Below are 24,206 nucleotides of genomic sequence, written 5' to 3'. Positions count from 1 at the left end.
ATATGAATATCAGTCTATTGTTTAAAATTGCGGCAGTGGGGATCCTGGTGTCAATCTTAAGCCAGGTGCTAAAGCACAGCGGCCGGGAGGAACAGGCCTTTTTAACCAGTCTTGCCGGGCTCTTGCTTGTGCTTTTCTGGATTGTCCCGTATATCTATGATCTGTTTACGCAGATTCAGGAGTTGTTTTCGCTGTAGTTTGGGAGGGACGGAAGATGGACATGATACAGATCGGTGTTCTGGGGGTGGCGGGCGTGCTTCTTGCGGTGCCGTTTAAAAGTGGAAAACCCGAGTATGGGATCTATCTTAGTATTTTTTTAAGCCTGTTTATTTTCTTTGCAGTGTTAAAAAAGCTGGGTGTGATGGTGGAATCTCTTGCGGTGCTGGGAGAGTATATCAACATGGATACTGCATATGTGGGAACTCTGATCCGGATGCTGGGGATTACTTATGTGGCGGAATTTTCTTCCGGGATCTGTAAAGACGCAGGCTATCAGACCATAGCGGTGCAGATTGAAATCTTCGGCAAGCTGGCGATCCTGGTTTTAAGTCTGCCGATCCTCACAACACTGTTGTCCACCATCCAGGATTTTTTGTTATGAGGAGGAGAAATGCTGTACAGAGATGGTTCCGGATTTTTCTGTGTGTCCTGTCTCTTTCTTTTTTTTCGGCGCCTGCAGCAGATGCGTCTGCCGTTTCCGGACAGGAAGAAGAAAGCCTTTCGGACAGGGAAGCAGGTTCCGACGAAGCTGTCGGACAGGAAGAAGAAAGCCTGGGTGACCAGGAAGAGGAGCGGGAGCGCAGGCAAAAGGAGTGGGAGGAACAGATCCTCGCGCAGATGGAGGATGATGAGGTGGACGCTATGCTGCAGGAACTCTTTCCGGAGAAACATCTGTCCTTTCGTCAGGTGCTTGGGGAAGTGCTGGAAGGGAACCTGGAACTGACAGCAGACCTGATCCTTGGAGTGGCAAAGGATCAGCTGGCTTATGTGATCCGCACCGGCAAAGAAGCGCTTGGCCCGATCCTTCTGCTGGCAGTAATTGCTGCCATATTTACTAATTTTTCCAGAGTGTTTCAAAGCAGTCAGCTTTCCCAGATCAGTTTTTACGCGGCGTATCTTATGATGACAGCCCTGACGCTAAAGACCCTTCAGGCAGTGATGGACTGGACAGAGGAAGGGATCCGGACGCTGACGTCGTTTATGGGTGTGTTCAGTCCGCTCTTTTTTGCGGCGGTTTCTGTAGCTAGAGGCAGTGTGACGGCAGTGGCATTTTATAATCTTGTTTTGTTTTCCATTTATCTGACAGAAGTTCTGATCGTCGGAGTGGCACTTCCGATGATCCACATTTACATCGTCCTTCGGGTATTAAATGATCTGTCCCTGGATCATTATCTGACCAGGGCGGCGGAACTGGTCTTTCTTGTTATATCCTGGGGATTGAAAACACTGCTTGCACTGGTGGCCGGGATCCATCTTGTACAGGGAATGATCAGTCCGGCGATCGACGCGGTCAAACGAAGCATCGTTACCCGCGGGGTTCAGGCGATCCCGGGAGTGGGAGAGATATTTGGGGGCATGGCCGAGGTGGCGGCAGGGACGGCGGTGCTTGTGAAAAATGGGATTGGCATGACAGGGGCGCTGATCTGCGTGGCGGTCTGTCTGGTCCCTCTTTTTCAGATGGCGTTTATGACTTTGCTTTATAAACTTGCGGCAGCAGTGATCCAGCCAGTGTCAGATCCCAGGATCACCGGGCTGGTAGAGACGGTGGGGGAGGGGTGCAGACTTCTGATGCGGGTGATTTTTACAGCGGGAGTGTTGTTTCTTTTAACAGTGGCTGTGGTGACGGCGGCGACAGGCAGGATATAAGGAGGGATGTGGTTGGATGCTTTTTGTGAGTGGATGGGAAATCTGGCATTCTATATGGTAATGGTCACTGCGGCAATGCAGGTTCTGCCGGAGTCAGATTATCGAAAATATATCCGTTTTTTTACAGGAATGGTCCTGGTGATCCTTCTTCTCACACCAGCCCTTCAGCTGCTTGGAATGGAGAAGAACCTGACAGAACCATCGAAAAGCAGGGAGTACCAGACCCAGGTGGAAAAGATCCGGCAGGCTTCAGAAATCTTGTGGGAGATCGCGCCGGAAGAAGAGCAGGAGGAAAAAGCAGGGATTGATGTGGAGGAGATAGCAATTGGACCTTAAAAAAATCAAAGAAATGATAACCGGCTGGTCTCCGGGGAAACTGAAAAAAGATCAGCTCCTGATCCTTTTTCTGACCGGAGTTTTACTGGCAGTAGTTGCCCTGCCTGTCCGGGATCAGGACCCTTCCGGGGACGGAGGGACGAAGGAAGGATCCGATGCCACGCAAGGGGCAAAAGACAGCGCAGAGGAAAGCGCGCAGATCCGGGACCTGGAAGGGCGGCTGTCCAGGATCCTGTCCCAGGTGGAAGGAGCAGGGCAGGTGTCAGTTATGATTACACTGGAATCTTCCGCAGAGAAGGTAATTGAAAAAGACAGTTCCTCTGCGGAAGAATCGGTAAATGAGTCCGACAGCCAGGGAGGCGAAAGGATCACGAGAAACAGCAGCAGGGAGGAAACTACAGTCTATACCGCAGGAGAGGGGCAGGAAGAAGTCCCTTATGTCCGCAAAGAACTAAGTCCGGGGATCCGGGGAGTTCTGGTTGTGGCAACCGGAGGAGGAAACAGTGCGGTCAAACAGGAGCTTGCAGATGCGGTAGAGGCATTATTTGGGATAGAAGCGCATAAGATTAGGATAATGAAGAGGCAGGTTGCAAGACAATAAAAGAGCAGGAGGAGTAAACATTGAAGAAGCTATTTAAAAAGAATCAGATCATCATTGCAGCGCTGGCTGTCATGATCGCGGCAGCAGGATACTTAAATTTTTCTGACCGGATCTTTCCGTCTGGAACGGATACAGAAGAGGCAAACGCAGATCTTGCAAGTCAGGAACTTCTGGATATTTCCGAGGAGGATCTGGAGGCTTCTGCGGAGGATATCGAGAGCCAGGACAACGAGCCCGGACAGGATGGCGAGGACGGAAATGTAGAAGGGACGCCTGGAGAGGCAGTACTGACCAGCGGCGAGATTGCAGGGATCGTGGCAGAGGCAAAGGTTACAAGAGAGCAGGTGCGGGCGCAGAACAAAGAATCTCTGCTTGCCATTATTGACAATGAAAACCTAAGCGATGCACAAAAGCAGGACGCCCTGGATCAGATGGTGGCCATGACAGACTATGCAGAGAAGGAAGCGGCGGCGGAGACTCTTCTGGCGTCTAAAGGATTTGCAGATGCAGTTGTGAGTATGACGGCAGATTCTGCGGATGTGGTGGTCGCAGAAGCGCAGTTAAACGAAGCAGACCTGGCACAGATAGAGGATATCGTCACAAGAAAGACCGGAGTACCGGCGCAGAATGTGGTGATCACGCCGGTGAACAGCGAGAGGGAAGAGAATCCGTAAAAAGGATTTGAGGATTCCAGACAGGTATGATATACTGACTAATAGCGCATAAACACAGCTATCACAGATAAACAGGAGTGTATCATATATGTCACAAATTTCGGAAGAAGTAAAGCAGCAGATCGCAAAGCGCAGGACATTTGCGATCATCTCACACCCGGATGCGGGGAAAACGACACTGACAGAAAAGTTTCTGTTGTACGGAGGAGCCATTAACCAGGCGGGAAGCGTGAAGGGAAAGGCGACAGCAAGACATGCGGTATCCGACTGGATGGAGATTGAAAAGGAGAGAGGAATTTCCGTTACCTCTTCCGTTCTGCAGTTTCACTATGAAGGCTACTGCATTAACATCCTGGATACTCCGGGGCATCAGGACTTTTCGGAAGATACCTACCGTACGCTGATGGCCGCAGATTCGGCGGTGATGGTGATCGATGCGTCCAAAGGCGTAGAGGCCCAGACCCGTAAACTTTTTAAAGTATGTACCATGCGTCATATTCCCATCTTTACGTTTATTAATAAGATGGACCGGGAAGCCATGGATACCTTTGAACTTCTGGATGATATTGAACAGGAGCTTGGGATCGCCACCTGCCCCATCAACTGGCCCATCGGTTCCGGAAAGGAATTCCGCGGCGTATATGACCGGGCCGAGAAGCAGGTGGAGATCTTTTCAGGAACACAGAAAGGAACTACACAGGGAGAAGTAAAAAAGGTGTCGATCAACGATCCGGAGATATCCTGGCTGATCACTGATTCGCAGAAACTTCAGCTGGAGGAAGAGATTGAGCTGCAGGATGGGGCAGGCGCTGCTTTTGACCAGGAACTGGTCAGCCAGGGAAAACTTTCCCCGGTGTTTTTTGGCTCTGCCCTTACGAATTTTGGTGTGGAAACTTTTCTTACACATTTTCTGAAAATGACGACTCCTCCGCTTCCCAGGATGTCTGACGCCGGTCTTATCGATCCCATGACAGAGCCTGATTTTTCTGCTTTTGTTTTTAAGATCCAGGCGAACATGAACAAGGCGCACCGGGACCGGATCGCATTTATGCGGATCTGTTCCGGAGAATTTGAGGCCGGCATGGATGTATGGCATATGCAGGGGCAAAAAAAGGTGCGGCTTTCCCAGCCACAGCAGCTGATGGCGAGTGAAAGAAAGATGATTGATAAGGCTTATGGAGGGGACATTATCGGCGTTTTTGATCCGGGGATCTTTTCCATCGGAGATACGCTGACCACGTCTTCCGACCGGTTTGCCTATGAAGGGATCCCTACGTTTGCGCCGGAGCATTTTGCCAGGGTAAGGCAGGTAGATACCATGAAGCGCAAGCAGTTTGTAAAAGGGATCAATCAGATTGCTCAGGAAGGGGCGATCCAGATCTTCCAGGAGTTTCACACTGGTATGGAAGAGATCATTGTGGGCGTGGTGGGCGTCCTGCAGTTCGACGTGTTAAAGTACAGGCTAGAAAATGAGTATAATGTAGAGATACGGATGGACAGCCTTCCCTATGAATATATCCGGTGGATCGAGAGCAGCAGGACAGAGGTGGAAAAGATCACCGGCACTTCGGATATGAAAAAGGTAAAAGACTTAAAAGGACGTCCCCTGCTTTTATTTGTAAATGAGTGGAGCATCCGCATGACAGAGGAGCGGAATGAGGGACTGGTACTGTCAGAATTTGGGCGGTAAAGAGTCTAGGCAAACGCAGATTAATTTGTTATAATGTATAGAAGTGTTAAACCAGACAGGAGGTTTCCAGTTATGAGTAAAGAGGAAAGAAGCACATATACGATCCAGGCGGATGAAAACCTGGGCGAAGTAAAGATTGCAGATGAAGTGGTTGCCATGATCGCAGGACTGGCGGCTATGGAAGTAGAAGGCGTTGCGTCCATGGCAGGAAATGCCACCAGAGAGCTGATCAGCAAACTGGGGATGAAGTCTCTTTCCAAAGGGGTAAAAGTGGATGTGCTGGAAGGCATTGTGACCGTATCTTTATCCCTGAATCTGAAGTATGGCTATGCCATTAAGGATATTACCACAAAAGTACAGGAGAAGGTAAAGGCGGCCGTTGAAAATATGACCGGACTGGAAGTGGCGGATGTGAATATCCGTGTGGCAGGCGTGGAAGTTCCGGAGGAAAATTAAGTGAAGCGATCAGAACTGCGGGAGCAGATATTTAAGATCCTGTTCGGCATTGAATTTTGTACCGGGGCTGATTTCACAGAGCAGGTGAAGTCTTATGCAGAAGAGATGGAGGACGCGGACGCCGCCGAGCGGGAATATGTAAGGACAAAAGTACAGAAGATAGCGGATCGGATCGAAGCCATTGACGAATTGCTGAACACTCATACAAAGGGGTGGAAGACCAGCCGAATGAACAAGGTGGATCTTACGATCCTGCGGCTTGCCGTTTATGAGATGAAGTGGGATGATACGGTTCCTACAGGAGTGGCCATCAACGAGGCTGTAGAGCTTGCCAAGAAGTACAGCAGTGAAGAAGGCCCGGCGTTTGTCAACGGTGTGCTTGCGAAACTTGCAGATTGACCAGAGGGATGTCATGATAAAAAATGTATATACGGTAAAGCAGGTAAATGCTTACATTAAGAACATGTTCACCCAGGATTATATGCTGAACCGCATTTATGTCAAAGGTGAAGTTTCCAATTGCAAGTATCATACATCAGGACATATATATTTTTCGTTAAAGGACGAGTCCGGAACGATTGCCTGCGTTATGTTTGCGGGGCAGCGGGGCGGGCTCGCTTTTCGTCTGGCCGAGGGACAGCAGATCATTGTGTTTGGCTCTGTCAGTGTCTATGAAAGAGGCGGTTCCTATCAGCTCTATGCCAGAGAGATCCGGCTGGATGGAGAGGGGGCGCTTTACGAGAAGTTTCAGGCGTTGAAAAAGAGCCTGGAAGAAATGGGAATGTTTGCGCCGGAGTATAAAAGACCGATCCCGGCTTATGTAAAGTCGGTAGGGATCGTAACCGCTCCTACGGGAGCGGCGATCCGGGATATTATGAATATTGCGGGCAGAAGGAATCCTTATGTGCAGCTGATCCTCTATCCTGCGAAGGTACAGGGAGAAGGGGCGGCGGACAGTGTGGTTCGGGGGATCCGGGTCCTGGAAGAAAAACAGGTGGATGTGATCATCGTCGGAAGAGGCGGCGGTTCGATAGAGGATCTGTGGGCATTTAATGAGGAATCTGTGGCCAGAGCCATTTTTGACTGCCAGATTCCGGTGATCTCTGCAGTTGGGCATGAGACGGATACGACCATCGCGGACTATGTGGCGGATCTGCGCGCGCCTACGCCTTCTGCAGCCGCAGAACTTGCGGTCTACGACGTCCGGCAGGTCAGGGACAGGATGCGTGAGGTGTCGATGAAGCTAAGGAGAATGCAGGAACAGACGCTTAAGTTTTACAGGATGCGTCTTGCACAGCATCAGACACGCCTGCTGGCTCTGCATCCAAGGACCAGACTTCAGGAACAGCGGCAGCGGGCGGTGGAGTGTGAAGACAGACTGCGCGGCGCCATGGAGGAAAAGATGCGCGATGCAAGACACCGTCTGGCGCTCTATATTGAGAAAATGAAAGGATTGTCTCCTATAGAGAAGCTGAATCAGGGGTACGCTTATGTGAGAGGAGACAGTGGAAAGGGAATCCGGAGTATCAGGGATGTAAAGCGAGGCGATACGCTGTCCATCTGCGTGACGGACGGGGAAATCCTTGCTGTGGCAACGGGGATGAAGGAGGAAAATCATGGGGAAAACAGATAAAAAGGAATCTCTCGAAGAGATGTTTGCCGCTCTGGATCAGACGGTGGCCAGGATGGAGACGGAAGATCTGTCTCTGGAAGATTCCTTTGCCATGTACCGCAGGGGAATGGATTTGTTAAAAAAATGTAACGACACCATTGACCAGGTAGAAAAGAAAATGCTGGTCTTAGATGAAAAAGGAGAAGCCCATGAGTTTGAAATGTGATTTTCAAGTGCAGATGAAGGAGAAAGTACAGGCGGTAGAAGATATACTCAGGCAGTACCTGCCAGAGCCGGAAGGCCGTCAGGAGATGATCATGGAAGCTATGAGCTACAGTCTGATGGCAGGCGGAAAGCGCTTAAGACCGCTTCTGATGCAGGAAGTATGCGCTCTGTTTCCCAGACAGTCCCGGGCGCTTCCGGTATTTATGGCGGCGTTGGAAATGATCCATACTTATTCTCTGGTCCATGATGATCTGCCGGCTATGGATAATGATGAATATCGAAGAGGCAGAAAAACCACCCATGTGGTATATGGAGAAGATATGGGGATCCTGGCAGGCGACGCTCTTTTGAATTACGCATTTGAGACTGCTTTCCGTGCCTTTGACCTTGCTCCCGCTGAGAGCCTGACCATCGGGAAGGCTCTGCAGGTTCTGGGGAGAAAGGCGGGGATCTACGGGATGATCGGCGGACAGGTGGTCGATGTTAAGGAAACCGGACATGCTGTGCCAAGAGAGGTTCTGGATACCATCTACGAGCTGAAGACAGCTGCGCTTATTGAGGCAGCCATGATGATTGGCGCCATCCTGGGCGGAGCAACTGAGGAAGAAGTAAGAAAAACCGAGCAGATAGCCCGCAACGTGGGCGTGGCATTTCAGATCCAGGACGATATTCTGGATGTGACCAGTACCAGTGAGACGCTGGGAAAACCGGTCGGAAGCGATGAAAAAAATGAAAAGAGTACCTATGTGACACTGATGGGGATCGAGGCGTGCGGCCGGATCGTAAAAGAGCGGTCTGCCGAGGCGGTCTCCTTGCTCCGTCAGCTGCCGGGAGAACATGATTTTCTGGAACAGCTGCTGCTTGCGCTGATTCACAGAGACAGATAGAGAGGGCTGTCTATGGTATTAGATAAGATACAAAAAGCAAACGATATCAAGAAACTTTCAGAAGAAGAACTTGAAAAGCTTCCAGGCGAGATCCGGGAATTCCTTCTGGAAAAGGTCAGTATGACAGGCGGACATCTTGCCTCCAATCTGGGCGTGGTGGAACTGACCATGGCCATGCATCTGATCTTTGATCTGCCGGAGGATAAAATCATCTGGGATGTGGGACATCAGTCCTATACACACAAGCTTCTGACCGGCCGGAGGGAAGGGTTTGATGATCTTAGAAAGTATGGCGGTATGAGCGGGTTTCCCAAACGCAAGGAAAGTCCCTGTGACGCTTTTGATACCGGGCACAGTTCTACCTCTATTTCCGCGGGGCTTGGATATGTGCGCGCCCGGGATTTGAGAGGAGAGGACTACCATGTGGTTTCGGTGATCGGAGACGGCGCCATGACCGGAGGAATGGCCTATGAGGCGCTGAACAATGCGGCGGCATTAAAGACGAATTATATCATTGTCTTAAACGACAATCACATGTCCATCTCTGAAAATGTGGGCGGGATGTCCGCCTACCTTGCAAGGCTGCGGACGGCAGATATCTATACAGGGCTGAAAAAAGGAGTTACCAATGCGCTTCATACGGTGCCTGTGGTGGGAGACCATATGATCAGCCAGATCCGGAAGACCAAGAGCAGCATCAAACAGCTGGTGGTGCCGGGGATGTTTTTTGAAGATATGGGAATCACTTATCTGGGGCCGATCCCGGGACACAATCTGTCCCTTCTTTGCCGGGCCTTCCGGGAGGCAGAGCGGGTGGAAGGACCGGTACTGGTCCATGTGATGACAAAAAAAGGAAAAGGATACAGGCCGGCAGAAGAACAGCCTGATAAATTCCATGGCGTCGGACCGTTTCAGGTGCAGACCGGGGAGATCCTGGAAGAGAAGAAAAAGGACACCTATACGGATGTGTTTGGTAAGGTACTGTGCGACTGCGCGGCTAAAAATGACAGGATCATCGCTGTGACGGCGGCCATGGCAGACGGGACCGGACTGAAACGGTTTGCCAGACGTTATCCGGAGCGCTTCTTTGATGTGGGGATTGCAGAAGAACATGCCGTTACCTTTGCGGCCGGGCTTGCGGCCGGGGGGATGAAGCCGGTGTTTGCCGTTTATTCTTCTTTTCTCCAGCGTGGATACGATCAGATCATTCACGATGTGGCGCTGCAGAATCTTCCGGTTGTGTTTGCCGTAGATCGTGCGGGACTGGTGGGAAGCGACGGGGAGACCCACCAGGGGATTTTTGACCTGTCCTATCTTGGCAGTGTGCCGAACCTGACAGTGATGGCTCCCAAGCACAAGTGGGAGCTGGCAGATATGTTGCGATTTGCACTGGACTATGAGGGGCCGGTGGCCATTCGTTATCCGAGGGGGACTGCCTTTGACGGCGGACAGGAGTACCGGGCCCCGGTTTCTTATGGAAAAAGTGAGATGATCCTGCGGGAAGAAGGAATCGCTCTTTTGAGCGTAGGACATATGTTTGAGGAGGCGCTGAAGGTACGGGAGATCTTAAAAGAAAAAGGCCTTAACTGCACCCTTGTGAACGCAAGGTTTGTAAAACCCGTGGATGAAGCGATGATCCGGGAGCTGGCAAAAGATCATGAATGGATCGTTACGCTGGAAGAAAATATAGAAGCCGGAGGATACGGGCAGAGAGTGTCCGCCTTTGTGTGCAGAGAACAACTGCCTGCAAGAGTACTGATCCAGGCATTGCCGGATGCTTACATTGAACACGGAAGCGTAGCCGTTCTGCGTCAGGCGGCGGGCATCGACGCGGCATCTGTGGCAGAGCATATTCTGGAAGCGGTTCGGGCAGGACAGGAGAGATGATGAAAGAACGATTGGATGTTTTATTGGTAAAAAGAAATTTGGCTGCTTCCCGGGAGAAGGCAAAGGCAATTATTATGTCTGGAAATGTATTTGTAGACGGACAAAGAGAAGATAAAGCAGGCACATCTTTTCCGGAGAATGTGTCGATCGAAGTCCGCGGGCATGCACTGCCCTATGTCAGCCGGGGCGGCCTGAAGCTGGAAAAGGCAATGAAAAACTTTGACGTGAGTGTAGAGGGAAAGGTGTGCACGGATGTGGGATCTTCTACCGGAGGATTTACGGACTGTATGCTGCAAAACGGCGCCAGAAAGGTATTTGCCATAGATGTGGGAAGGGGACAACTGGACTGGAAGCTGCGGCAGGATCCCCGGGTCGTGTGTATGGAAAAGACGAATATCCGTTATGTGACGCCGGAGGATCTGGGAGAACCGGTAGATTTTTCCTCCATTGACGTGTCTTTTATCTCACTGACCAAGGTGCTTTCCCCGATTCGGGATTATCTGACACCGACGGGACAGGTTGTGGCTCTGATCAAGCCGCAGTTTGAGGCTGGCAGAGAAAAAGTGGGAAAAAAGGGCGTGGTGCGCGAAAAAAGTACGCACCGGGAAGTGATCGCAAAAGTCATCGACTATGCGGTGGAGATCGGATTTTTGGTCCGCGGCCTGGAATTTTCTCCGATCAAAGGCCCGGAAGGAAATATAGAGTACCTGGTTCATCTTGAAAAAACAGACCGGCCAGGATCCCAGGTAGATACAGACAGGCAGGCGGAAACAGTAGACCTTGCATTTGAGACGCTGGCAAAATAGACAGAAGGAACAGATATTATGGATCATTTTTTGATTGTGACAAACGACGGGAAAGACGTGGACCATCAGGTGACCGCGAAAGTTCGTCGCCTGTTGGAGCAGGAGGGGAAAACCTGTACACTTTGCAGGAAGGATGAAAAGAAAAAAATTATCAGAGATTCCATACCCGGGGATCTGGACTGCGCCGTGGTGATCGGCGGGGACGGCAGCCTGATCGAAGTGGCAAGGGGCTTCTGGAAGCGGGATGTCCCGGTGTTGGGGATCAATATGGGAACTTTGGGATATCTGACGGAAGTAGAGGTTACGCATATCGAGGAGGCAGTCCGCAAGATCGCGGAGGGAAACTATGAGCTGGAAGAGCGGATGATGCTGGAAGGAACCTTTGAAGAACAGAGAAGCGATGTGGCACTGAATGACATTGTGGTGAGCCGGAAGGGAGAACCTCATGTGATTCATTTTCATCTTTATGTCAACGGTTCTCTGCTGAATTCTTATGAGGCGGACGGGATTATTATCTCTACTCCAACCGGATCTACGGCCTATAATCTGTCGGCAGGAGGGCCGATCGTAGAACCTACGGCTTCTCTGATCGTCATTACGCCAATCTGTTCTCATGCATTGAACACCAGCAGTATCGTGCTGTCCCCGGAAGATGAGATCACCGTAGAGATCGGCATGGGACGGGGTGGCGTCATAGAAGAGGCATCCGTAAGTTTTGACGGGGCGGACGCAAGGACATTAAGAACCGGAGAATGGGTGAAGATCCGCAAGGCCAATGCCTCAACCAAATTTGTGAAGCTAAGTAAGGTCAGCTTTCTGGAAACCCTGCGAAGAAAGATGAAGGGGAATTAACGAAAAGGGGATATTATATATGAAAGTAAACAGACATGCAAAAATCATCGAACTGATTCATAAATATCATATCGAAACCCAGGAGGAGCTTGCGGATTATCTGACAAAGGAAGGGTTTAAGGTGACTCAGGCTACGGTTTCCAGAGACATCCGTGATCTGAAGCTTACCAAGATCCCGGCAGAAAACGGCAGACAGCGCTACGCAGTTCACCAGGGGACGGAAAACGGCATCAATGAAAAGTATATGCGCGTCCTGAAAGACGGATATGTTTCCATGGATATGGCGCAGAATATCCTGGTGATCAAGACCGTGGCAGGAATGGCCATGGCAGTGGCAGCTGCTCTGGACGCCATGAAATGGCAGGAAGTGGTAGGGTGCATTGCCGGAGACGATACCATTATGTGCGCCATCCGGAGTGCGGAAGATACGGTGAAAGTGATGGATAAGATCAGCAGGATCGTATAGGAGGAAGGATGTTACAGTATTTACATGTGAAAAATCTGGCTCTGATTGATGAGATTGAAGTGGAGTTCCAGGACGGGTTGAATATCCTGACCGGCGAGACCGGAGCCGGAAAGTCGATCATCCTGGGATCGGTCAATCTTGCGCTGGGCGCCAGATATCACAAAGAAATCCTAAGACCGGGAGCAGATTACGGGCTGGTGGAAATTACTTTTCAGCTGGAAGGAGAAGCACAGATTCAGCGGTTAAAAGATCTGGACATTTTTCCAGAGGAGGGGATGGTTACGTTGTCCCGGAGGCTGATGCCCGGGAAAAGCATCAGCAGGATCAACGGAGAGACGGTGTCCATCGCTGTTTTGAAAGAAGCGGCCTGCGTGCTGATTGACATCCATGGCCAGCATGAGCATCAGTCGTTGCTGTATAAGAAAAATCATCTGGGGATCACGGATGCCTACGCAAAAGACGTGATCGCGGAAGAAAAGCAGCGTACAAAAGAATCCTTCCGAAAGTATCAGAAACTGAAAAAAGAGTGGCAGGAATCAGTGCTGGACGAGGCGGGAAGAGCAAAAGAACTGGATTTCCTGAAGTTTGAGGCAGAGGAGATCCGGAATGCGGATTTAAGGCCTGGAGAGGACGAGGAATTAGAAAGCCTTTACAGGAAGATGAATGCGGCAAAAAAGATTTCAGAAGGGATCGAAGAGGCTTATCATTATACCAGCCTGGGACCTGGCAATGCAAGCGACGCGCTAAGCCGTGCGATCCGCGCGCTGTCTGATGCCTCCCAGTATGACGAGGAGGCTGATGCGATCCTAAGTCAGCTGACTCAGATTGACAGTTTATTGAATGATTTTAACCGGGATCTTTCCGAGTATCAGAAAAGCTGTGAGTTTTCAGAAGAAGAGTTTTACGAGACAGAAAGCCGGTTGAATGAGATCAATCGTTTAAAGACCAAATATGGGAATCAGATCCCGGAGATCCTGGAATATCTGAAACAACGGGAAGAGAGGATCGAAGTCCTTCAGGACTATGACCGGTATCTGGAGGATCTGCGGATTCGGCTGGAAGAAGCCGAAAAAGAGCTTGTCAGCGCTTCGGGCAGACTGTCCGGACTTCGGAAAAAGCAGGCCCTGCTTCTGGAAAAAGAGATTGAAGACGGTCTTCGGGAACTGAATTTTGAAAAGGTTCGCTTTGAGATCCACTTTGAGGAGACAAAAGAGTATACAGAAGAGGGGACAGATGAGATTGAATTTAGGATCTCCATGAATCCCGGCCAGCCGGCAAGGCCGCTGTCGGAAGTGGCGTCCGGCGGAGAATTGTCCAGGATCATGCTGGCTATTAAGACAGTGATGGCAAAAAAAGATGAGATCGAAACTCTGATCTTTGATGAGATCGATGTAGGGATCAGTGGAAGGACCGCACAGAAGGTATCTGAAAAGATGGCGCTGATCGGAAGCGTCCATCAGGTAATCTGCATTACGCATCTGGCGCAGATCGCGGCCATGGCGGATCATCATTTCAGAATTGAAAAGTCGGTGGAAAATGGCGAGACAAGAACATCGATCGCGCCTTTGAGCGAGGAGGGTTCTGTTGAAGAGCTTGCCCGGATCCTGGGCGGAGCAAAGATCACAGATAAAGTCATGGAGAGCGCTTCAGAAATGAAAGCGCTGGCTGTCCAGAAGAAAAATGAACTCCGAAATGCCGGGTAAAAATCAAAAAAGATTCACATACTAAGATAGATGTCGGAAACAATGACATCTATCTTTTTTTGTGAGGGATGAAAAATGAAAAAATACTGGTGTCAAAGAATTCTGATCATGTGGGTGGTGTTTATCCTGGCGGTAGGCGGAAGTTATGAGCTGATCCGCGGAAGACAGGAAGCGTTCCGCCGTGAGGTGAGCGCCGGAGCCGGAGATGAGGAGCTGGTGATCCCCGGAGGCATGCCTATTGGCATTTATATGGAAACAGAAGGAGTGATGGTGCTGGGGACAGAGGCAATCTGCGGGACGGACGGAATCGCCAGAGAACCTTCCAGAAATCTGGTCAGCCCCGGGGATTATATCCTTGCGGTGAATGGGACAAAAGTAAAGGACAAATCCGGGCTCATTCATGAGGTAGAAGAACTGGAGAGTGAAGAGGTGGTGCTGACATTAAAGAGGGGAGATGGAACCATTGATGTCCGGACCAGTGCAGTCCTGGATAAGGAGAGAAATTATAAGCTGGGGATCTGGGTGAGAGACAATGCCCAGGGCCTTGGGACGATCACATTTCTCGATGGAGACAGCCGGTTTGGGGCTCTGGGGCATGGCATTCACGATGTGGATACCGGATTGCTGTTTGAGACTTCCGGTGGAAGGGTTTATGAGACCAGTATCCGGGACGTACAGAAAGGAAAAAGCGGGGAGCCGGGCGGTATGGAGGGGATAATTGTCTACAACAACTACAATGTCCTGGGGAGTATTATAAAAAATACAGAAGATGGCATCTATGGAAAAATTGACCGGATTGATGCACTTTTTAGCGACCAGACACCCCTGCGGACAGCCAAAAAGGAAGAGATCCGGGAAGGTGAGGCTGTAATCCGCTGTGGAGTGGAAGGGGAGGTAACAAGAATATAAGATCCGTATTACAAAAGTTGACAAATATGCCAGGGAATGCAACAAAGGTCTGGAGCTGGAAGTGACAGATGAAGCATTGCTGGAGGCCACGGGAGGAATCGTGCAGGGAATGAGCGGAAGCCCCATTATCCAGGATGGAAAGCTGGTGGGAGCGGTTACGCACGTCTTTGTAAAGGACGCGGCGAAAGGGTATGGGATCTTTATTGATGAGATGTTGGAAAATGTCGACTCCCCCTGAAAATGTCGAGAATTGTTCCTGCTTTCCCCCCCCGACAGCAATTTCTTGCTTTGCCATTGGCAGAACTATATAATTTATCTCGACGGTTTTTGATGTAAGGAGAAGGAGGCATAAGGCAAAATGGGCGAAATAAGCGTGGCAATCGCCGACGACAATGAGCGAATACTGGATCTGCTTGGCGAAATCGTTGAAAGCGATAAAGAACTCCGGCTGGTGGGAAAAGCCAATAACGGAGAGGATGCGTACCGTCTGATCCGGGAAAAACAGCCGGATGTGGTTCTTTTGGACCTGATCATGCCGAAGATGGACGGGCTTAGTGTGATGGAAACGGTAAGCCGGGACAAAGATCTGAAAAAGAGGCCTGGATTTATTGTGATCACTGCAGTAGGACAGGAGAGGATTACAGAAGATGCCTTCAAAAAAGGAGCAAATTACTATATTTTAAAGCCGTTTCAAAACGATATGATCGTCAGCCGGATCAAACAGACCGGTCAGCCGGCAAGAAGCGGGCATATGGAAACGGGAGCAGCAGATTTTGCGCCCAGAGATCCGAAAGTAAATCTGGAAACACGGGTGACAGATATGATCCATGAGATCGGGATCCCTGCCCATATCAAAGGATACCATTATCTGCGGGACGCGATCATGATGGCGGTGGAGGATATGGATGTCCTGAACGCTATCACCAAAGTACTGTATCCGACAGTGGCCAAGATGCATCAGACTACGGCAAGCCGGGTGGAACGGGCGATCCGGCACGCCATCGAAGTGGCCTGGAGCCGGGGAAAGCTGGATACACTGGACCATTTGTTTGGGTATACGGTCAGTAACGGAAAAGGAAAACCGACGAATTCGGAATTTATTGCGCTGATCGCAGATACGATCCGGTTAGAAACGAAAAACTAATGCTTTTCTTCTGATAAAAAATAGGATATAATAGATGTATATCGCGAGGTTGGGAGGAAAAGCCATGAAAAAAATACTATTTGCAGCTTCTGAATCAGTACCTTTTATTAAGACAGGAGGGTTGGCAGACGTTGTCGGTTCCCTTCCGAAGTATTTTGATAAAGAAAAGTATGATGTGCGGGTGATGCTGCCAAAAATATATGTGCATGAAGCAGGAGTGGAAGGATAAACTGACATACCGCACGCATTTTTACATGGATCTGAACTGGAGAAAACAGTATGTAGGGATCCTGGAACTGGAATATGATGGAATTCTGTTTTATTTCATCGACAATGAATATTATTTCAATGGTTTTGCGCCATATGGAGAGATGTATGCAGATATTGAAAAATTTGCGTTTTTCTCCAAGGCGGTTTTAAGTTCCCTGCCGCTGATCGATTTCCGGCCGGACATCATCCACTGTCACGACTGGCAGACCGGACTGATCCCGGTATTCCTTGACAACTTCCGCTATGGCAATGAATATTACAGGGGGATCAAGACCATTATGACGATCCATAACCTGAAGTTCCAGGGCATCTGGGATACCAAGCGGGTGAGAGATATCACCGGACTTCCCCAGTATTATTTTGTTCCGGATAAACTGGAAGCATACAAGGACGCCAATTACCTGAAGGGCGGTATGGTTTATGCAGACCGTATCACTACGGTAAGTCATACTTATGCGGAAGAGATTAAGATGCCCTTTTACGGGGAAAAGCTGGACGGCCTGATGAACGCCCGTTCCAACTGTCTGTCCGGGATTGTCAATGGAATTGACTATGAAGATTACAATCCGGCAACGGATAAATATATTGAAAAGAATTACGATGTGGAAAGTTTCCGCAAGGAAAAAGTAAAGAACAAGCTGGCGCTTCAGAAAGAGCTGAATCTGGATCAGGACAACAAGGTGATGATGATCGGGATCGTGTCCAGACTGACGGATCAGAAGGGCTTTGATCTGGTGGCTTATGTAATGGACGAGTTGTGCCAGGACGCAGTACAGATTGTGGCGCTTGGAACCGGAGAAGAACAGTATGAGAATATGTTCCGGCATTTTGCATGGAAATATCCGGGAAAGGTATCTGCAAATATTTATTATTCTGAGGCCATGTCTCACAAGATCTATGCGGGCAGCGACGCTTTCCTGATGCCCTCTTTGTTTGAGCCCTGCGGCTTAAGCCAGCTGATGAGTCTGCGTTACGGAACGGTGCCGATCGTCCGTGAGACCGGAGGACTGAAGGATACTGTGGAACCATACAATGAATACGAGAAAACGGGGACCGGTTTTTCCTTTATGAATTATAACGCCCATGAAATGCTTGGTACAGTACGTTATGCGGAGCGGATCTTCTATGACAAGAAGAGAGACTGGAATAAGATTGCAGAAAGAGGTATGCAAAAAGACTTCTCCTGGGGCAATTCTGCAAAACAGTACGAAGATTTATATGATAATATGTAAACCCTGATTTCAAGGAGAAGACTTATGAAGATAAAAGAGATATTAAAGAGCAGTCAGCCGCACATTTCTTTTGAGATATTCCCGCCAAAGACAGATGCGGGATTTGACAGCGTGGTGCGGGCGGCAGATCAGATCGCCGGACTTCATCCGTCTTACATCAGTGTGACTTACGGAGCCGGCGGCGGCACCAGTAAAAATACGGTGAAGATTGCTTCTCATCTGAAGCACGATATGGGAGTTACGAGTCTTGCCCATCTGACCTGTGTATCGTCTACCAGAGATATGGTACATAAAGTGGTGGAGGAGCTGAAAGAGCAGGGGATTGAGAATGTGCTGGCTCTGCGGGGGGATATTCCGCAGGACACGGATTTTCCTTTGCCCAATCATTACCGGTATGCCAGTGAGCTGATCACAGAGATCAAAGGGCTGGGGGATTTTTGCATCGGCGCTGCCTGCTATCCGGAAGGGCATGTAGAGACAGAACACAAGGCGGACGACATTATCCACTTAAAGCATAAGGTAGACTGCGGTGTGGATTTCCTGACTACACAAATGTTTTTTGACAATGCAATCTTGTATAATTTCCTGTACAGGATCCGGGAAAAGGGGATCACAGTTCCGGTAGTGCCGGGAATCATGCCCGTCACCAGCGCAAAGCAGATCAAGAGGATCGGCTTTTTGTCCGGGACTATGCTTCCGCAGCGGTTCCTTGCTGTAGTAGACAGATTTGGAGATGACCAGCAGGCCATGCAGCAGGCAGGGATCGCATACGCCACCGATCAGATCATCGATCTTTTTGCCAATGGAGTCAATCATGTGCATGTGTATTCGATGAATAAGCCGGAAGTGGCGGAAGCGATTATGAATAATCTTTCACATATTGTAAAAATGGAAGAAGAATAGGGATACTCGTATGGACAAAAGAACAGGAGAGGCTGTTCGTTATTTGGGGTATGGAAACCATGCGGTAGATGAGGAAACTCTTGCCCTGGTCGAAAGCTCCTTTCTGGAGCTTTCGGAAGCGGCGGATAAACGAATCGTCTATCGCATTTTTGACTTACATACGCCGGATGACGGACAGGTTTTTATTGATGATTACCGGATCGACAGCCGTCATCTTTTCCGCAACCTGCGGGGATGTGAGAAAGTGGTCCTTTTAGGGGCTACGCTTGGCGGACAGGTGGATCTTCAGATCAGGCGGGCTGCTCTTACAGAAATGGCAAGGGCTGCCGTTATGCAGGCTTGCGCCGCAGCACTGCTGGAAGAATATCTGGACGGATGGCAGGAAGAGTTTGGCAGAGAAATGAAGGAAAAAGGATGGTATCTGCGGCCGAGATTCAGCCCGGGATATGGAGATTTTTCCGTCCTGTGTCAGAAACAGATCCTTCGGATGCTGGATGCGCCAAGGAAGATCGGACTTACCATGACAGACGGATATATGTTGACGCCATCCAAGTCCGTGACGGCAGTGATCGGTATCGGAGGAACCGATCTTGCATGTCCGGGAAGCGGCTGTGAGGAATGTGAAAAGAAAGACTGTATCTATCGGAGGAATACGGGAGAATGCTAAAAGAACGACTGGGAAAAGAAGTGTTGTATTTTGACGGAGGGATGGGGACGCTTCTTCAGGAAAAGGGCCTGAAAGCCGGCGAATTGCCGGAGACGTGGAACCTTACGCATATGGAAGAGGTGATCGATATCCACCGCAGTTATTTTGAGGCGGGCAGCGATATTGTGCTGACCAATACTTTTGGCGCCAATGCGCTGAAGTTTCATGATTCAGAATATGATCTGGAAGATATTGTGACGGCTGCGGTGATCCATGTAAAGGAAGCGGCTTATCTGGGTGTTCATGATGACAGGGAAGTATACACTGCCCTGGACATCGGACCAACCGGGAGACTTTTAAAACCGCTGGGAGATCTGGGTTTTGAAGAGGCCTATCAGGCATTTGCACAGGTGATGCGATGGGGTGAGGCGGCAGGAGCAGATCTGATCCATATTGAGACCATGAGCGATACCTATGAGATGAAAGCGGCAGTGCTGGCAGCGAAGGAACAGACTGCCCTTCCGGTATTTGCGACGATGATCTTTGATGAAAAGGGACGGTTGCTGACAGGCGCAGACGTACGTTCTGCCATGGCTATGCTGGAAGGTCTCGGGGTGGATGCGCTTGGTATTAACTGTGGTCTGGGGCCGGAACAGATGTTGCCCATTTTTCAGGAAATTGTGCGTCATACTTCGCTGCCGGTGATCGTAAAACCCAATGCGGGACTTCCCAGGCAAAGGGACGGTGAAGTTTACTACGATGTGACGCCGGAGGATTTTGCGGAAGTGATGGAAAGGATCGTGGGAGACGGCGCCGCTGTGATCGGCGGATGCTGTGGCACCACACCGGCACATATCCGGCAGATGACAAAGCGGATCGGTCGAAGAGAGGTGTCACAGGTTGACACAGAAGAGGAAACGGTGGTGTCATCTTACGGAAAAGCAGTAATCCTCGGGAAGACGCCGGTGATCATCGGGGAACGGATCAATCCCACCGGGAAAAAGCGGCTGAAGCAGGCGTTAAAGGAACGGGATCTGGACTATCTTCTGAAAGAAGGGATTGAACAACAGGACAGAGGAGCCCATATTCTGGATGTGAATGTAGGACTTCCGGATATTGATGAAGTTTCCATGATGAAAGAGGTCGTAGAAAAGCTTCAGAGTGTCACCAGTCTTCCGCTGCAGATTGATACGGTGGATGGAAAAGCCATGGAAGCGGCCATGCGTATTTACAATGGTAAGCCCATGGTCAATTCGGTCAGTGGCAAACAGGAGTCCATGGATCAGGTATTTCCACTGATCCGGAAATATGGCGGCGTTGTCGTGGGGCTTACCCTGGATGAATCGGGGATCCCGGATTCGGCAGAAGGCAGGATCCAGATCGCCGGGAAGATCATAGCGGAAGCGGAAAAATACGGGATCCGGAGAAAAGATATTGTGATCGATGTGCTGACCATGACCGTAAGTTCTGATAAACACAGTGCGCTTGTAACGCTGGAGGCCCTGAGGGGCGTCAAAGAACAGTACGGAGTGGCTACTGTGCTTGGCGTATCCAACGTATCTTTCGGACTTCCCGCAAGGGCTGCGTTAAATGCAGGCTTTTATATTATGGCGATGCAGGCGGGACTTGACGCAGGGATCATCAATCCCATGTCCGACGATATGATGCGCGCTTACCATTCTTTCCGGGCGCTTACCGGTCAGGATCCAAACTTTGCTTCCTATATCAAAGCATACGGGAATGCAGATGTCTGTGAAGCCAGAAAAGAAGGCCGCGCAATGGATCTGCAGACAGCCATTGAAAGAGGTCTGAAGGAAGAAGCTTCCAAAGGCGCAGAAGAGCTGCTTGGAAAGATGGATCCTTTGCACATCATCAATCAGTATCTGATCCCGGCACTCGACCGGGTAGGAAAAGGATTTGAACAAGGAACGGTATTTCTCCCACAGCTTCTGATGAGCGCGGATGCGGCCAAAAGTGCATTTGGGGTTCTGAAAAATGCGTTCTCCGATCAGGAAAGAGAAGCAAAAGAACGGCCGGTGGTAATCCTGGCAACTGTAAAAGGGGATATTCATGATATCGGAAAGAATATCGTAAAAGTGTTGCTGGAAAATTACAGCTTTGATGTGCGCGATCTGGGAAAGGATGTGCCTGCGGAAGTGATCGTAAAAGCGGCGGTGGAGGAAGATGTGAAACTGGTGGGTTTAAGCGCTCTGATGACCACAACGGTCGCCAGTATGGAGGAGACGATCCGCCTGCTGCGCCGGGAGAAACCGGACTGCAAAGTCATGGTAGGAGGCGCGGTGATGAACCAGGAATATGCGGATATGATCGGCGCGGATTTTTATGGAAAAGACGCCATGCAGTCCGTCTATTATGCACAGGAAGTTTTTCACAAAAAGTAAATAACAACAAGGAGGAGAGGAAAGATGGGACTTGTAATACCAAATGCGTATGATCCGAGACTGGATGTGCGGACCACACAGGAAGCGATCAAATATATCCGGGATACCTTTCAGAAGGAACTGGGAAAAGAAATGAATCTGGAGAGGATTTCCGCTCCGCTCTTTGTGGCAAAAAGCAGCGGCCTCAATGACGATCTGAACGGCGTGGAGCGTCCGGTGCAGTTTGATATGGCGGCCATTGAAGGAGAAACCATGGAAGTGGTACATTCCCTGGCAAAATGGAAGAGAATGGCTCTGCATGAGTATGGATTTCAGCCGGGAGAAGGTCTGTACACCAATATGAACGCGATCCGCAGAGATGAAGAGCTGGATAACCTTCATTCCTGCTATGTGGACCAGTGGGACTGGGAGAAGGTGATCACAAAAGAGGAGCGTACCGAAGAAGTATTGAAGGAAACGGTAAAGACGCTGTTTAAGATCATCAAACATATGGAACATGAAGTGTGGTACAAATACCCGCATGCAGTGAAAAAGCTTCCGGATAAAGTGGCTTTTATCACGACTCAGGAACTGGAAGACCGATATCCAAATCATACGCCAAAAGAACGGGAAAATCTGATCACCAAAGAATACGGCTGTGTGTTCCTGATGAAGATCGGCGACAAGTTAAAGAGTGGAAAGCCCCACGACGGGCGGGCGCCGGACTATGATGACTGGGAACTGAACGGAGACATCCTGTTCTGGTATGATACGCTTGGATGTGCGCTGGAGATTTCCAGTATGGGAATCCGCGTGGACGAAAAGTCCCTGGAAGAGCAGCTGAAGAAAGCAGGCTGTGAAGACAGGAAAGCACTTCCTTATCATAAGATGCTGTTAAACGGGGAACTTCCCTATACTATCGGCGGCGGCATCGGCCAGTCCAGACTTTGCATGCTGCTTCTGGACAGAGCCCATATCGGCGAGGTACAGGCAAGCATCTGGCCGGAAGAGATGCGGGAAACCTGCAAAAAACACCATATCATTTTGCTGTAAAACAGGGTAAAATACATAGAGACAGGACAGCCTGTCCATAGTATGAGTATAAAAACAAGACAAAGGAGAGCATACGATGGTAAGAGGTTTGGATACCACAGTAAGAAAATTAAGAAGGAAGGTCTTTGAAGAGGTCGCAAGACTTGGCTTCCGCGCCAATGAGGAAAACTTTGCAGAGACGCTCAATGACGAGGTGGAGGCGATCCCCTACCGGATGGTCAATGATGAAAAACGGTACCGGGAAAGCGTATACCGGGCGCGGGCAGTCTTAAGCGAAAGACTGAGACTTGCCATGGGACTTTCTCTGCGGCCGGAGGATAAGCCTGTTCATCTGACAGCAGGAATGGAGGCAAGCAATATTTCCGATAAATATTACGAGCCGCCGCTGATGCAGGTGATCCCGTCTGCCTGTGAGGCCTGCGAGGAAAAGGGCTACGAAGTCAGCAATATGTGTAAAGGATGTCTGGCTCATCCCTGTATGGAAGTCTGCCCAAAAGGAGCGATTTCCATGGTAAAGGGGAAATCCTATATTGATCAGTCCAAATGTATCAAGTGCGGAAAGTGTAAATCTGTCTGCCCTTATGACGCCATTGCAAAGAAGGAGCGCCCCTGCGCCCAGGCCTGCGGAGTCGGCGCCATCACTTCCGATAAGATGGGACGGGCTTATGTGGATCCGGACAAATGTGTGTCTTGTGGAATGTGTATGGTAAACTGCCCCTTTGGCGCTATTTCTGATAAGTCTCAGATCTTCCAGCTTGCAAGAGCCTTGAGCGAAGGAGAGGAAATTGTTGCGGAGATCGCTCCCGCATTTTACGGACAGTTTGGAGATAATATCACCCCCAGGAATCTGAAAGCGGCTCTGGAGGAAATGGGCTTTTCCGCGTTCTATGAAGTAGCACTTGGCGCAGACATCGGCGCGATCGCGGAAGCGCACCACTATGTGGAAAAAGTAACCACAGGGGAACTTCCCTTCCTCCTGACTTCCTGCTGCCCCTCCTGGGCGATGCTGGCAAAGAAATACTTCCCGGATCTGGTGGATGAGGTGTCTCAGGAACTGACGCCTATGGTGGCGACAGCCCGCACCATCAAGCAGCAGCATCCCAATGCCAAGGTGGTATTCATCGGGCCCTGCGCCGCAAAGAAACTGGAAGCCATGAGAAGAACCGTCCGCAGCGACGTGGACTTTGTCATTACTTTTGAAGAATTGCAGGCGATGTTTGACGCCAAAGATATTGACCTGACCAAGTACGAGGCAGAATCCTCCTTCCATGACGCGACCGGAGCCGGAAGAGGCTATGCGGTGGCCGGCGGCGTGGCGGAAGCCATTGACAAATGTATCCGCGAGTATTATCCGGATGTGGAAGTAAACATCGAGCATGCAGAAGGTCTGGCAGAGTGTAAGAAAGTACTGGCTCTTGCCAAGGCAGGCAAAATGAACGGATGCCTCATTGAAGGCATGGGCTGCCCCGGCGGCTGTGTGGCCGGCGCGGGAACCAATATTCCGGTTGCAAAGGCTCAGAAGAAGATTAAGGACTTTGTGAAAGCGTCCTCCAGACAGATCCCGCCCAAAGAGCTGGAAGAGATTGAGCTGGATTAATCCGCATACT

Annotated in this window: 25 protein-coding genes and 1 pseudogene; all 26 read left to right on the top strand. The window is 50.0% G+C overall.

What is annotated here, in order from left to right:
- Window positions 1–2 precede the first annotated feature (2 nt).
- The 26 genes and pseudogenes from spoIIIAC to ABGT54_RS07895 all read left to right on the top strand — a co-directional run bounded on the left by spoIIIAC (window position 3) and on the right by ABGT54_RS07895 (window position 24,196).
- A complete protein-coding gene (gene spoIIIAC / locus ABGT54_RS08020) occupies window positions 3–197 on the top strand; it encodes a stage III sporulation protein AC (RefSeq protein ID WP_346663609.1) in 195 nt (64 codons plus the stop codon).
- A 17-nt stretch (window positions 198–214) separates the two neighbouring features.
- Window positions 215–601: a SpoIIIAC/SpoIIIAD family protein gene (locus tag ABGT54_RS08015; RefSeq protein ID WP_346663608.1), complete on the top strand. Its 387-nt coding sequence runs from the start codon at window positions 215–217 to the stop codon at window positions 599–601.
- The gene (locus tag ABGT54_RS08010; RefSeq protein ID WP_346663607.1) at window positions 598–1,866 is read left to right on the top strand and encodes a stage III sporulation protein AE; all 1,269 of its coding nucleotides are present in this window, start codon (window positions 598–600) and stop codon (window positions 1,864–1,866) included. Before ABGT54_RS08015 ends, ABGT54_RS08010 begins: the two co-directional genes overlap by 4 nt.
- A gap of 12 nt (window positions 1,867–1,878) precedes the next feature.
- Window positions 1,879–2,202: a stage III sporulation protein AF gene (locus tag ABGT54_RS08005; RefSeq protein ID WP_346663606.1), complete on the top strand. Its 324-nt coding sequence runs from the start codon at window positions 1,879–1,881 to the stop codon at window positions 2,200–2,202.
- The gene (locus ABGT54_RS08000) at window positions 2,192–2,803 is read left to right on the top strand and encodes a stage III sporulation protein AG (protein WP_346663605.1); all 612 of its coding nucleotides are present in this window, start codon (window positions 2,192–2,194) and stop codon (window positions 2,801–2,803) included. Before ABGT54_RS08005 ends, ABGT54_RS08000 begins: the two co-directional genes overlap by 11 nt.
- Before the next feature lie 20 nt (window positions 2,804–2,823).
- The gene (locus tag ABGT54_RS07995; protein ID WP_346663604.1) at window positions 2,824–3,477 is read left to right on the top strand and encodes a SpoIIIAH-like family protein; all 654 of its coding nucleotides are present in this window, start codon (window positions 2,824–2,826) and stop codon (window positions 3,475–3,477) included.
- An 88-nt stretch (window positions 3,478–3,565) separates the two neighbouring features.
- Window positions 3,566–5,167: a peptide chain release factor 3 gene (locus ABGT54_RS07990; RefSeq protein WP_346663603.1), complete on the top strand. Its 1,602-nt coding sequence runs from the start codon at window positions 3,566–3,568 to the stop codon at window positions 5,165–5,167.
- Between the two features lie 72 nt (window positions 5,168–5,239).
- Window positions 5,240–5,623, top strand: a complete 384-nt coding sequence (locus ABGT54_RS07985) for an Asp23/Gls24 family envelope stress response protein (protein ID WP_346663602.1) — start codon at window positions 5,240–5,242, stop codon at window positions 5,621–5,623.
- Entirely contained in the window at window positions 5,624–6,022 is a 399-nt protein-coding gene (gene nusB, locus ABGT54_RS07980) for a transcription antitermination factor NusB (RefSeq protein ID WP_346663601.1), read from the top strand.
- Between the two features lie 13 nt (window positions 6,023–6,035).
- The gene (xseA, locus tag ABGT54_RS07975; protein ID WP_346663600.1) at window positions 6,036–7,256 is read left to right on the top strand and encodes an exodeoxyribonuclease VII large subunit; all 1,221 of its coding nucleotides are present in this window, start codon (window positions 6,036–6,038) and stop codon (window positions 7,254–7,256) included.
- The gene (xseB, locus tag ABGT54_RS07970) at window positions 7,240–7,461 is read left to right on the top strand and encodes an exodeoxyribonuclease VII small subunit (RefSeq protein WP_346663599.1); all 222 of its coding nucleotides are present in this window, start codon (window positions 7,240–7,242) and stop codon (window positions 7,459–7,461) included. Before xseA ends, xseB begins: the two co-directional genes overlap by 17 nt.
- Complete coding sequence (locus ABGT54_RS07965) at window positions 7,445–8,347, top strand: polyprenyl synthetase family protein (protein ID WP_346663598.1); 903 nt, start codon at window positions 7,445–7,447, stop codon at window positions 8,345–8,347. The genes xseB and ABGT54_RS07965 overlap by 17 nt, the downstream gene beginning before the upstream one ends.
- Before the next feature lie 12 nt (window positions 8,348–8,359).
- Entirely contained in the window at window positions 8,360–10,234 is a 1,875-nt protein-coding gene (gene dxs / locus ABGT54_RS07960; RefSeq protein WP_346663597.1) for a 1-deoxy-D-xylulose-5-phosphate synthase, read from the top strand.
- Window positions 10,234–11,040, top strand: a complete 807-nt coding sequence (locus tag ABGT54_RS07955) for a TlyA family RNA methyltransferase (RefSeq protein ID WP_346663596.1) — start codon at window positions 10,234–10,236, stop codon at window positions 11,038–11,040. The genes dxs and ABGT54_RS07955 overlap by 1 nt, the downstream gene beginning before the upstream one ends.
- A gap of 18 nt (window positions 11,041–11,058) precedes the next feature.
- On the top strand, window positions 11,059–11,892 hold the full coding sequence (locus ABGT54_RS07950; RefSeq protein WP_346663595.1) for an NAD(+)/NADH kinase: 834 nt from the start codon (window positions 11,059–11,061) through the stop codon (window positions 11,890–11,892).
- 19 nt (window positions 11,893–11,911) lie between these two features.
- Window positions 11,912–12,358, top strand: a complete 447-nt coding sequence (argR, locus tag ABGT54_RS07945; protein ID WP_346663594.1) for an arginine repressor — start codon at window positions 11,912–11,914, stop codon at window positions 12,356–12,358.
- Between the two features lie 8 nt (window positions 12,359–12,366).
- Window positions 12,367–14,061, top strand: coding sequence for a DNA repair protein RecN (recN, locus tag ABGT54_RS07940; RefSeq protein WP_346663593.1), 1,695 nt, complete (start codon window positions 12,367–12,369; stop codon window positions 14,059–14,061).
- Window positions 14,062–14,136: 75 nt separating this feature from the next.
- A complete protein-coding gene (locus tag ABGT54_RS07935) occupies window positions 14,137–14,970 on the top strand; it encodes a SpoIVB peptidase S55 domain-containing protein (RefSeq protein WP_346663592.1) in 834 nt (277 codons plus the stop codon).
- Between the two features lies 1 nt (window position 14,971).
- Window positions 14,972–15,208 carry a SpoIVB peptidase S55 domain-containing protein gene (locus ABGT54_RS07930; RefSeq protein WP_346663963.1) on the top strand — a complete coding sequence of 79 codons (237 nt, stop codon included), beginning with the start codon at window positions 14,972–14,974 and terminating at the stop codon, window positions 15,206–15,208.
- Window positions 15,209–15,328: 120 nt separating this feature from the next.
- Window positions 15,329–16,114: a sporulation transcription factor Spo0A gene (gene spo0A / locus ABGT54_RS07925; RefSeq protein ID WP_346663591.1), complete on the top strand. Its 786-nt coding sequence runs from the start codon at window positions 15,329–15,331 to the stop codon at window positions 16,112–16,114.
- Window positions 16,115–16,178: 64 nt separating this feature from the next.
- Window positions 16,179–17,616, top strand: a pseudogene (glgA, locus tag ABGT54_RS07920) (glycogen synthase GlgA).
- A 24-nt stretch (window positions 17,617–17,640) separates the two neighbouring features.
- On the top strand, window positions 17,641–18,519 hold the full coding sequence (metF, locus tag ABGT54_RS07915) for a methylenetetrahydrofolate reductase [NAD(P)H] (RefSeq protein ID WP_346663590.1): 879 nt from the start codon (window positions 17,641–17,643) through the stop codon (window positions 18,517–18,519).
- A gap of 10 nt (window positions 18,520–18,529) precedes the next feature.
- Window positions 18,530–19,186 (top strand): Vitamin B12 dependent methionine synthase activation subunit, encoded by a 657-nt coding sequence (locus ABGT54_RS07910; RefSeq protein ID WP_346663589.1) that lies wholly within the window; start codon window positions 18,530–18,532, stop codon window positions 19,184–19,186.
- Window positions 19,180–21,567 carry a homocysteine S-methyltransferase family protein gene (locus tag ABGT54_RS07905; RefSeq protein ID WP_346663588.1) on the top strand — a complete coding sequence of 796 codons (2,388 nt, stop codon included), beginning with the start codon at window positions 19,180–19,182 and terminating at the stop codon, window positions 21,565–21,567. Before ABGT54_RS07910 ends, ABGT54_RS07905 begins: the two co-directional genes overlap by 7 nt.
- 24 nt (window positions 21,568–21,591) lie before the next feature.
- Window positions 21,592–22,599, top strand: coding sequence for an aspartate--ammonia ligase (asnA, locus tag ABGT54_RS07900; RefSeq protein WP_346663587.1), 1,008 nt, complete (start codon window positions 21,592–21,594; stop codon window positions 22,597–22,599).
- A gap of 76 nt (window positions 22,600–22,675) precedes the next feature.
- Window positions 22,676–24,196 (top strand): 4Fe-4S dicluster domain-containing protein, encoded by a 1,521-nt coding sequence (locus ABGT54_RS07895; protein ID WP_346663586.1) that lies wholly within the window; start codon window positions 22,676–22,678, stop codon window positions 24,194–24,196.
- Window positions 24,197–24,206 lie beyond the last annotated feature (10 nt).

The sequence above is a fragment of the uncultured Merdimonas sp. genome, from assembly GCF_963929015.1.
Classification (GTDB): Bacteria; Bacillota; Clostridia; order Lachnospirales; family Lachnospiraceae; genus Merdimonas.
The sequence above is the reverse complement of the archived record's forward strand: the minus strand, read 5'-3'. Positions and strand labels throughout refer to the sequence as shown.

Coding starts and splice junctions, on each gene's coding strand:
- argR (WP_346663594.1), top strand. CDS start 11,912: ATGAAAGTAAACAGACATGCAAAAATCATCGAACTGATTCATAAATAT.
- xseA (WP_346663600.1), top strand. CDS start 6,036: ATGATAAAAAATGTATATACGGTAAAGCAGGTAAATGCTTACATTAAG.
- ABGT54_RS07895 (WP_346663586.1), top strand. CDS start 22,676: ATGGTAAGAGGTTTGGATACCACAGTAAGAAAATTAAGAAGGAAGGTC.
- xseB (WP_346663599.1), top strand. CDS start 7,240: ATGGGGAAAACAGATAAAAAGGAATCTCTCGAAGAGATGTTTGCCGCT.
- asnA (WP_346663587.1), top strand. CDS start 21,592: ATGGGACTTGTAATACCAAATGCGTATGATCCGAGACTGGATGTGCGG.
- ABGT54_RS07990 (WP_346663603.1), top strand. CDS start 3,566: ATGTCACAAATTTCGGAAGAAGTAAAGCAGCAGATCGCAAAGCGCAGG.
- ABGT54_RS07985 (WP_346663602.1), top strand. CDS start 5,240: ATGAGTAAAGAGGAAAGAAGCACATATACGATCCAGGCGGATGAAAAC.
- ABGT54_RS07910 (WP_346663589.1), top strand. CDS start 18,530: ATGGACAAAAGAACAGGAGAGGCTGTTCGTTATTTGGGGTATGGAAAC.
- metF (WP_346663590.1), top strand. CDS start 17,641: ATGAAGATAAAAGAGATATTAAAGAGCAGTCAGCCGCACATTTCTTTT.
- ABGT54_RS07950 (WP_346663595.1), top strand. CDS start 11,059: ATGGATCATTTTTTGATTGTGACAAACGACGGGAAAGACGTGGACCAT.
- ABGT54_RS08015 (WP_346663608.1), top strand. CDS start 215: ATGGACATGATACAGATCGGTGTTCTGGGGGTGGCGGGCGTGCTTCTT.
- ABGT54_RS07935 (WP_346663592.1), top strand. CDS start 14,137: ATGAAAAAATACTGGTGTCAAAGAATTCTGATCATGTGGGTGGTGTTT.
- ABGT54_RS07965 (WP_346663598.1), top strand. CDS start 7,445: ATGAGTTTGAAATGTGATTTTCAAGTGCAGATGAAGGAGAAAGTACAG.
- ABGT54_RS07905 (WP_346663588.1), top strand. CDS start 19,180: ATGCTAAAAGAACGACTGGGAAAAGAAGTGTTGTATTTTGACGGAGGG.
- spoIIIAC (WP_346663609.1), top strand. CDS start 3: ATGAATATCAGTCTATTGTTTAAAATTGCGGCAGTGGGGATCCTGGTG.
- ABGT54_RS07955 (WP_346663596.1), top strand. CDS start 10,234: ATGAAAGAACGATTGGATGTTTTATTGGTAAAAAGAAATTTGGCTGCT.
- recN (WP_346663593.1), top strand. CDS start 12,367: ATGTTACAGTATTTACATGTGAAAAATCTGGCTCTGATTGATGAGATT.
- ABGT54_RS08010 (WP_346663607.1), top strand. CDS start 598: ATGAGGAGGAGAAATGCTGTACAGAGATGGTTCCGGATTTTTCTGTGT.
- dxs (WP_346663597.1), top strand. CDS start 8,360: ATGGTATTAGATAAGATACAAAAAGCAAACGATATCAAGAAACTTTCA.
- spo0A (WP_346663591.1), top strand. CDS start 15,329: ATGGGCGAAATAAGCGTGGCAATCGCCGACGACAATGAGCGAATACTG.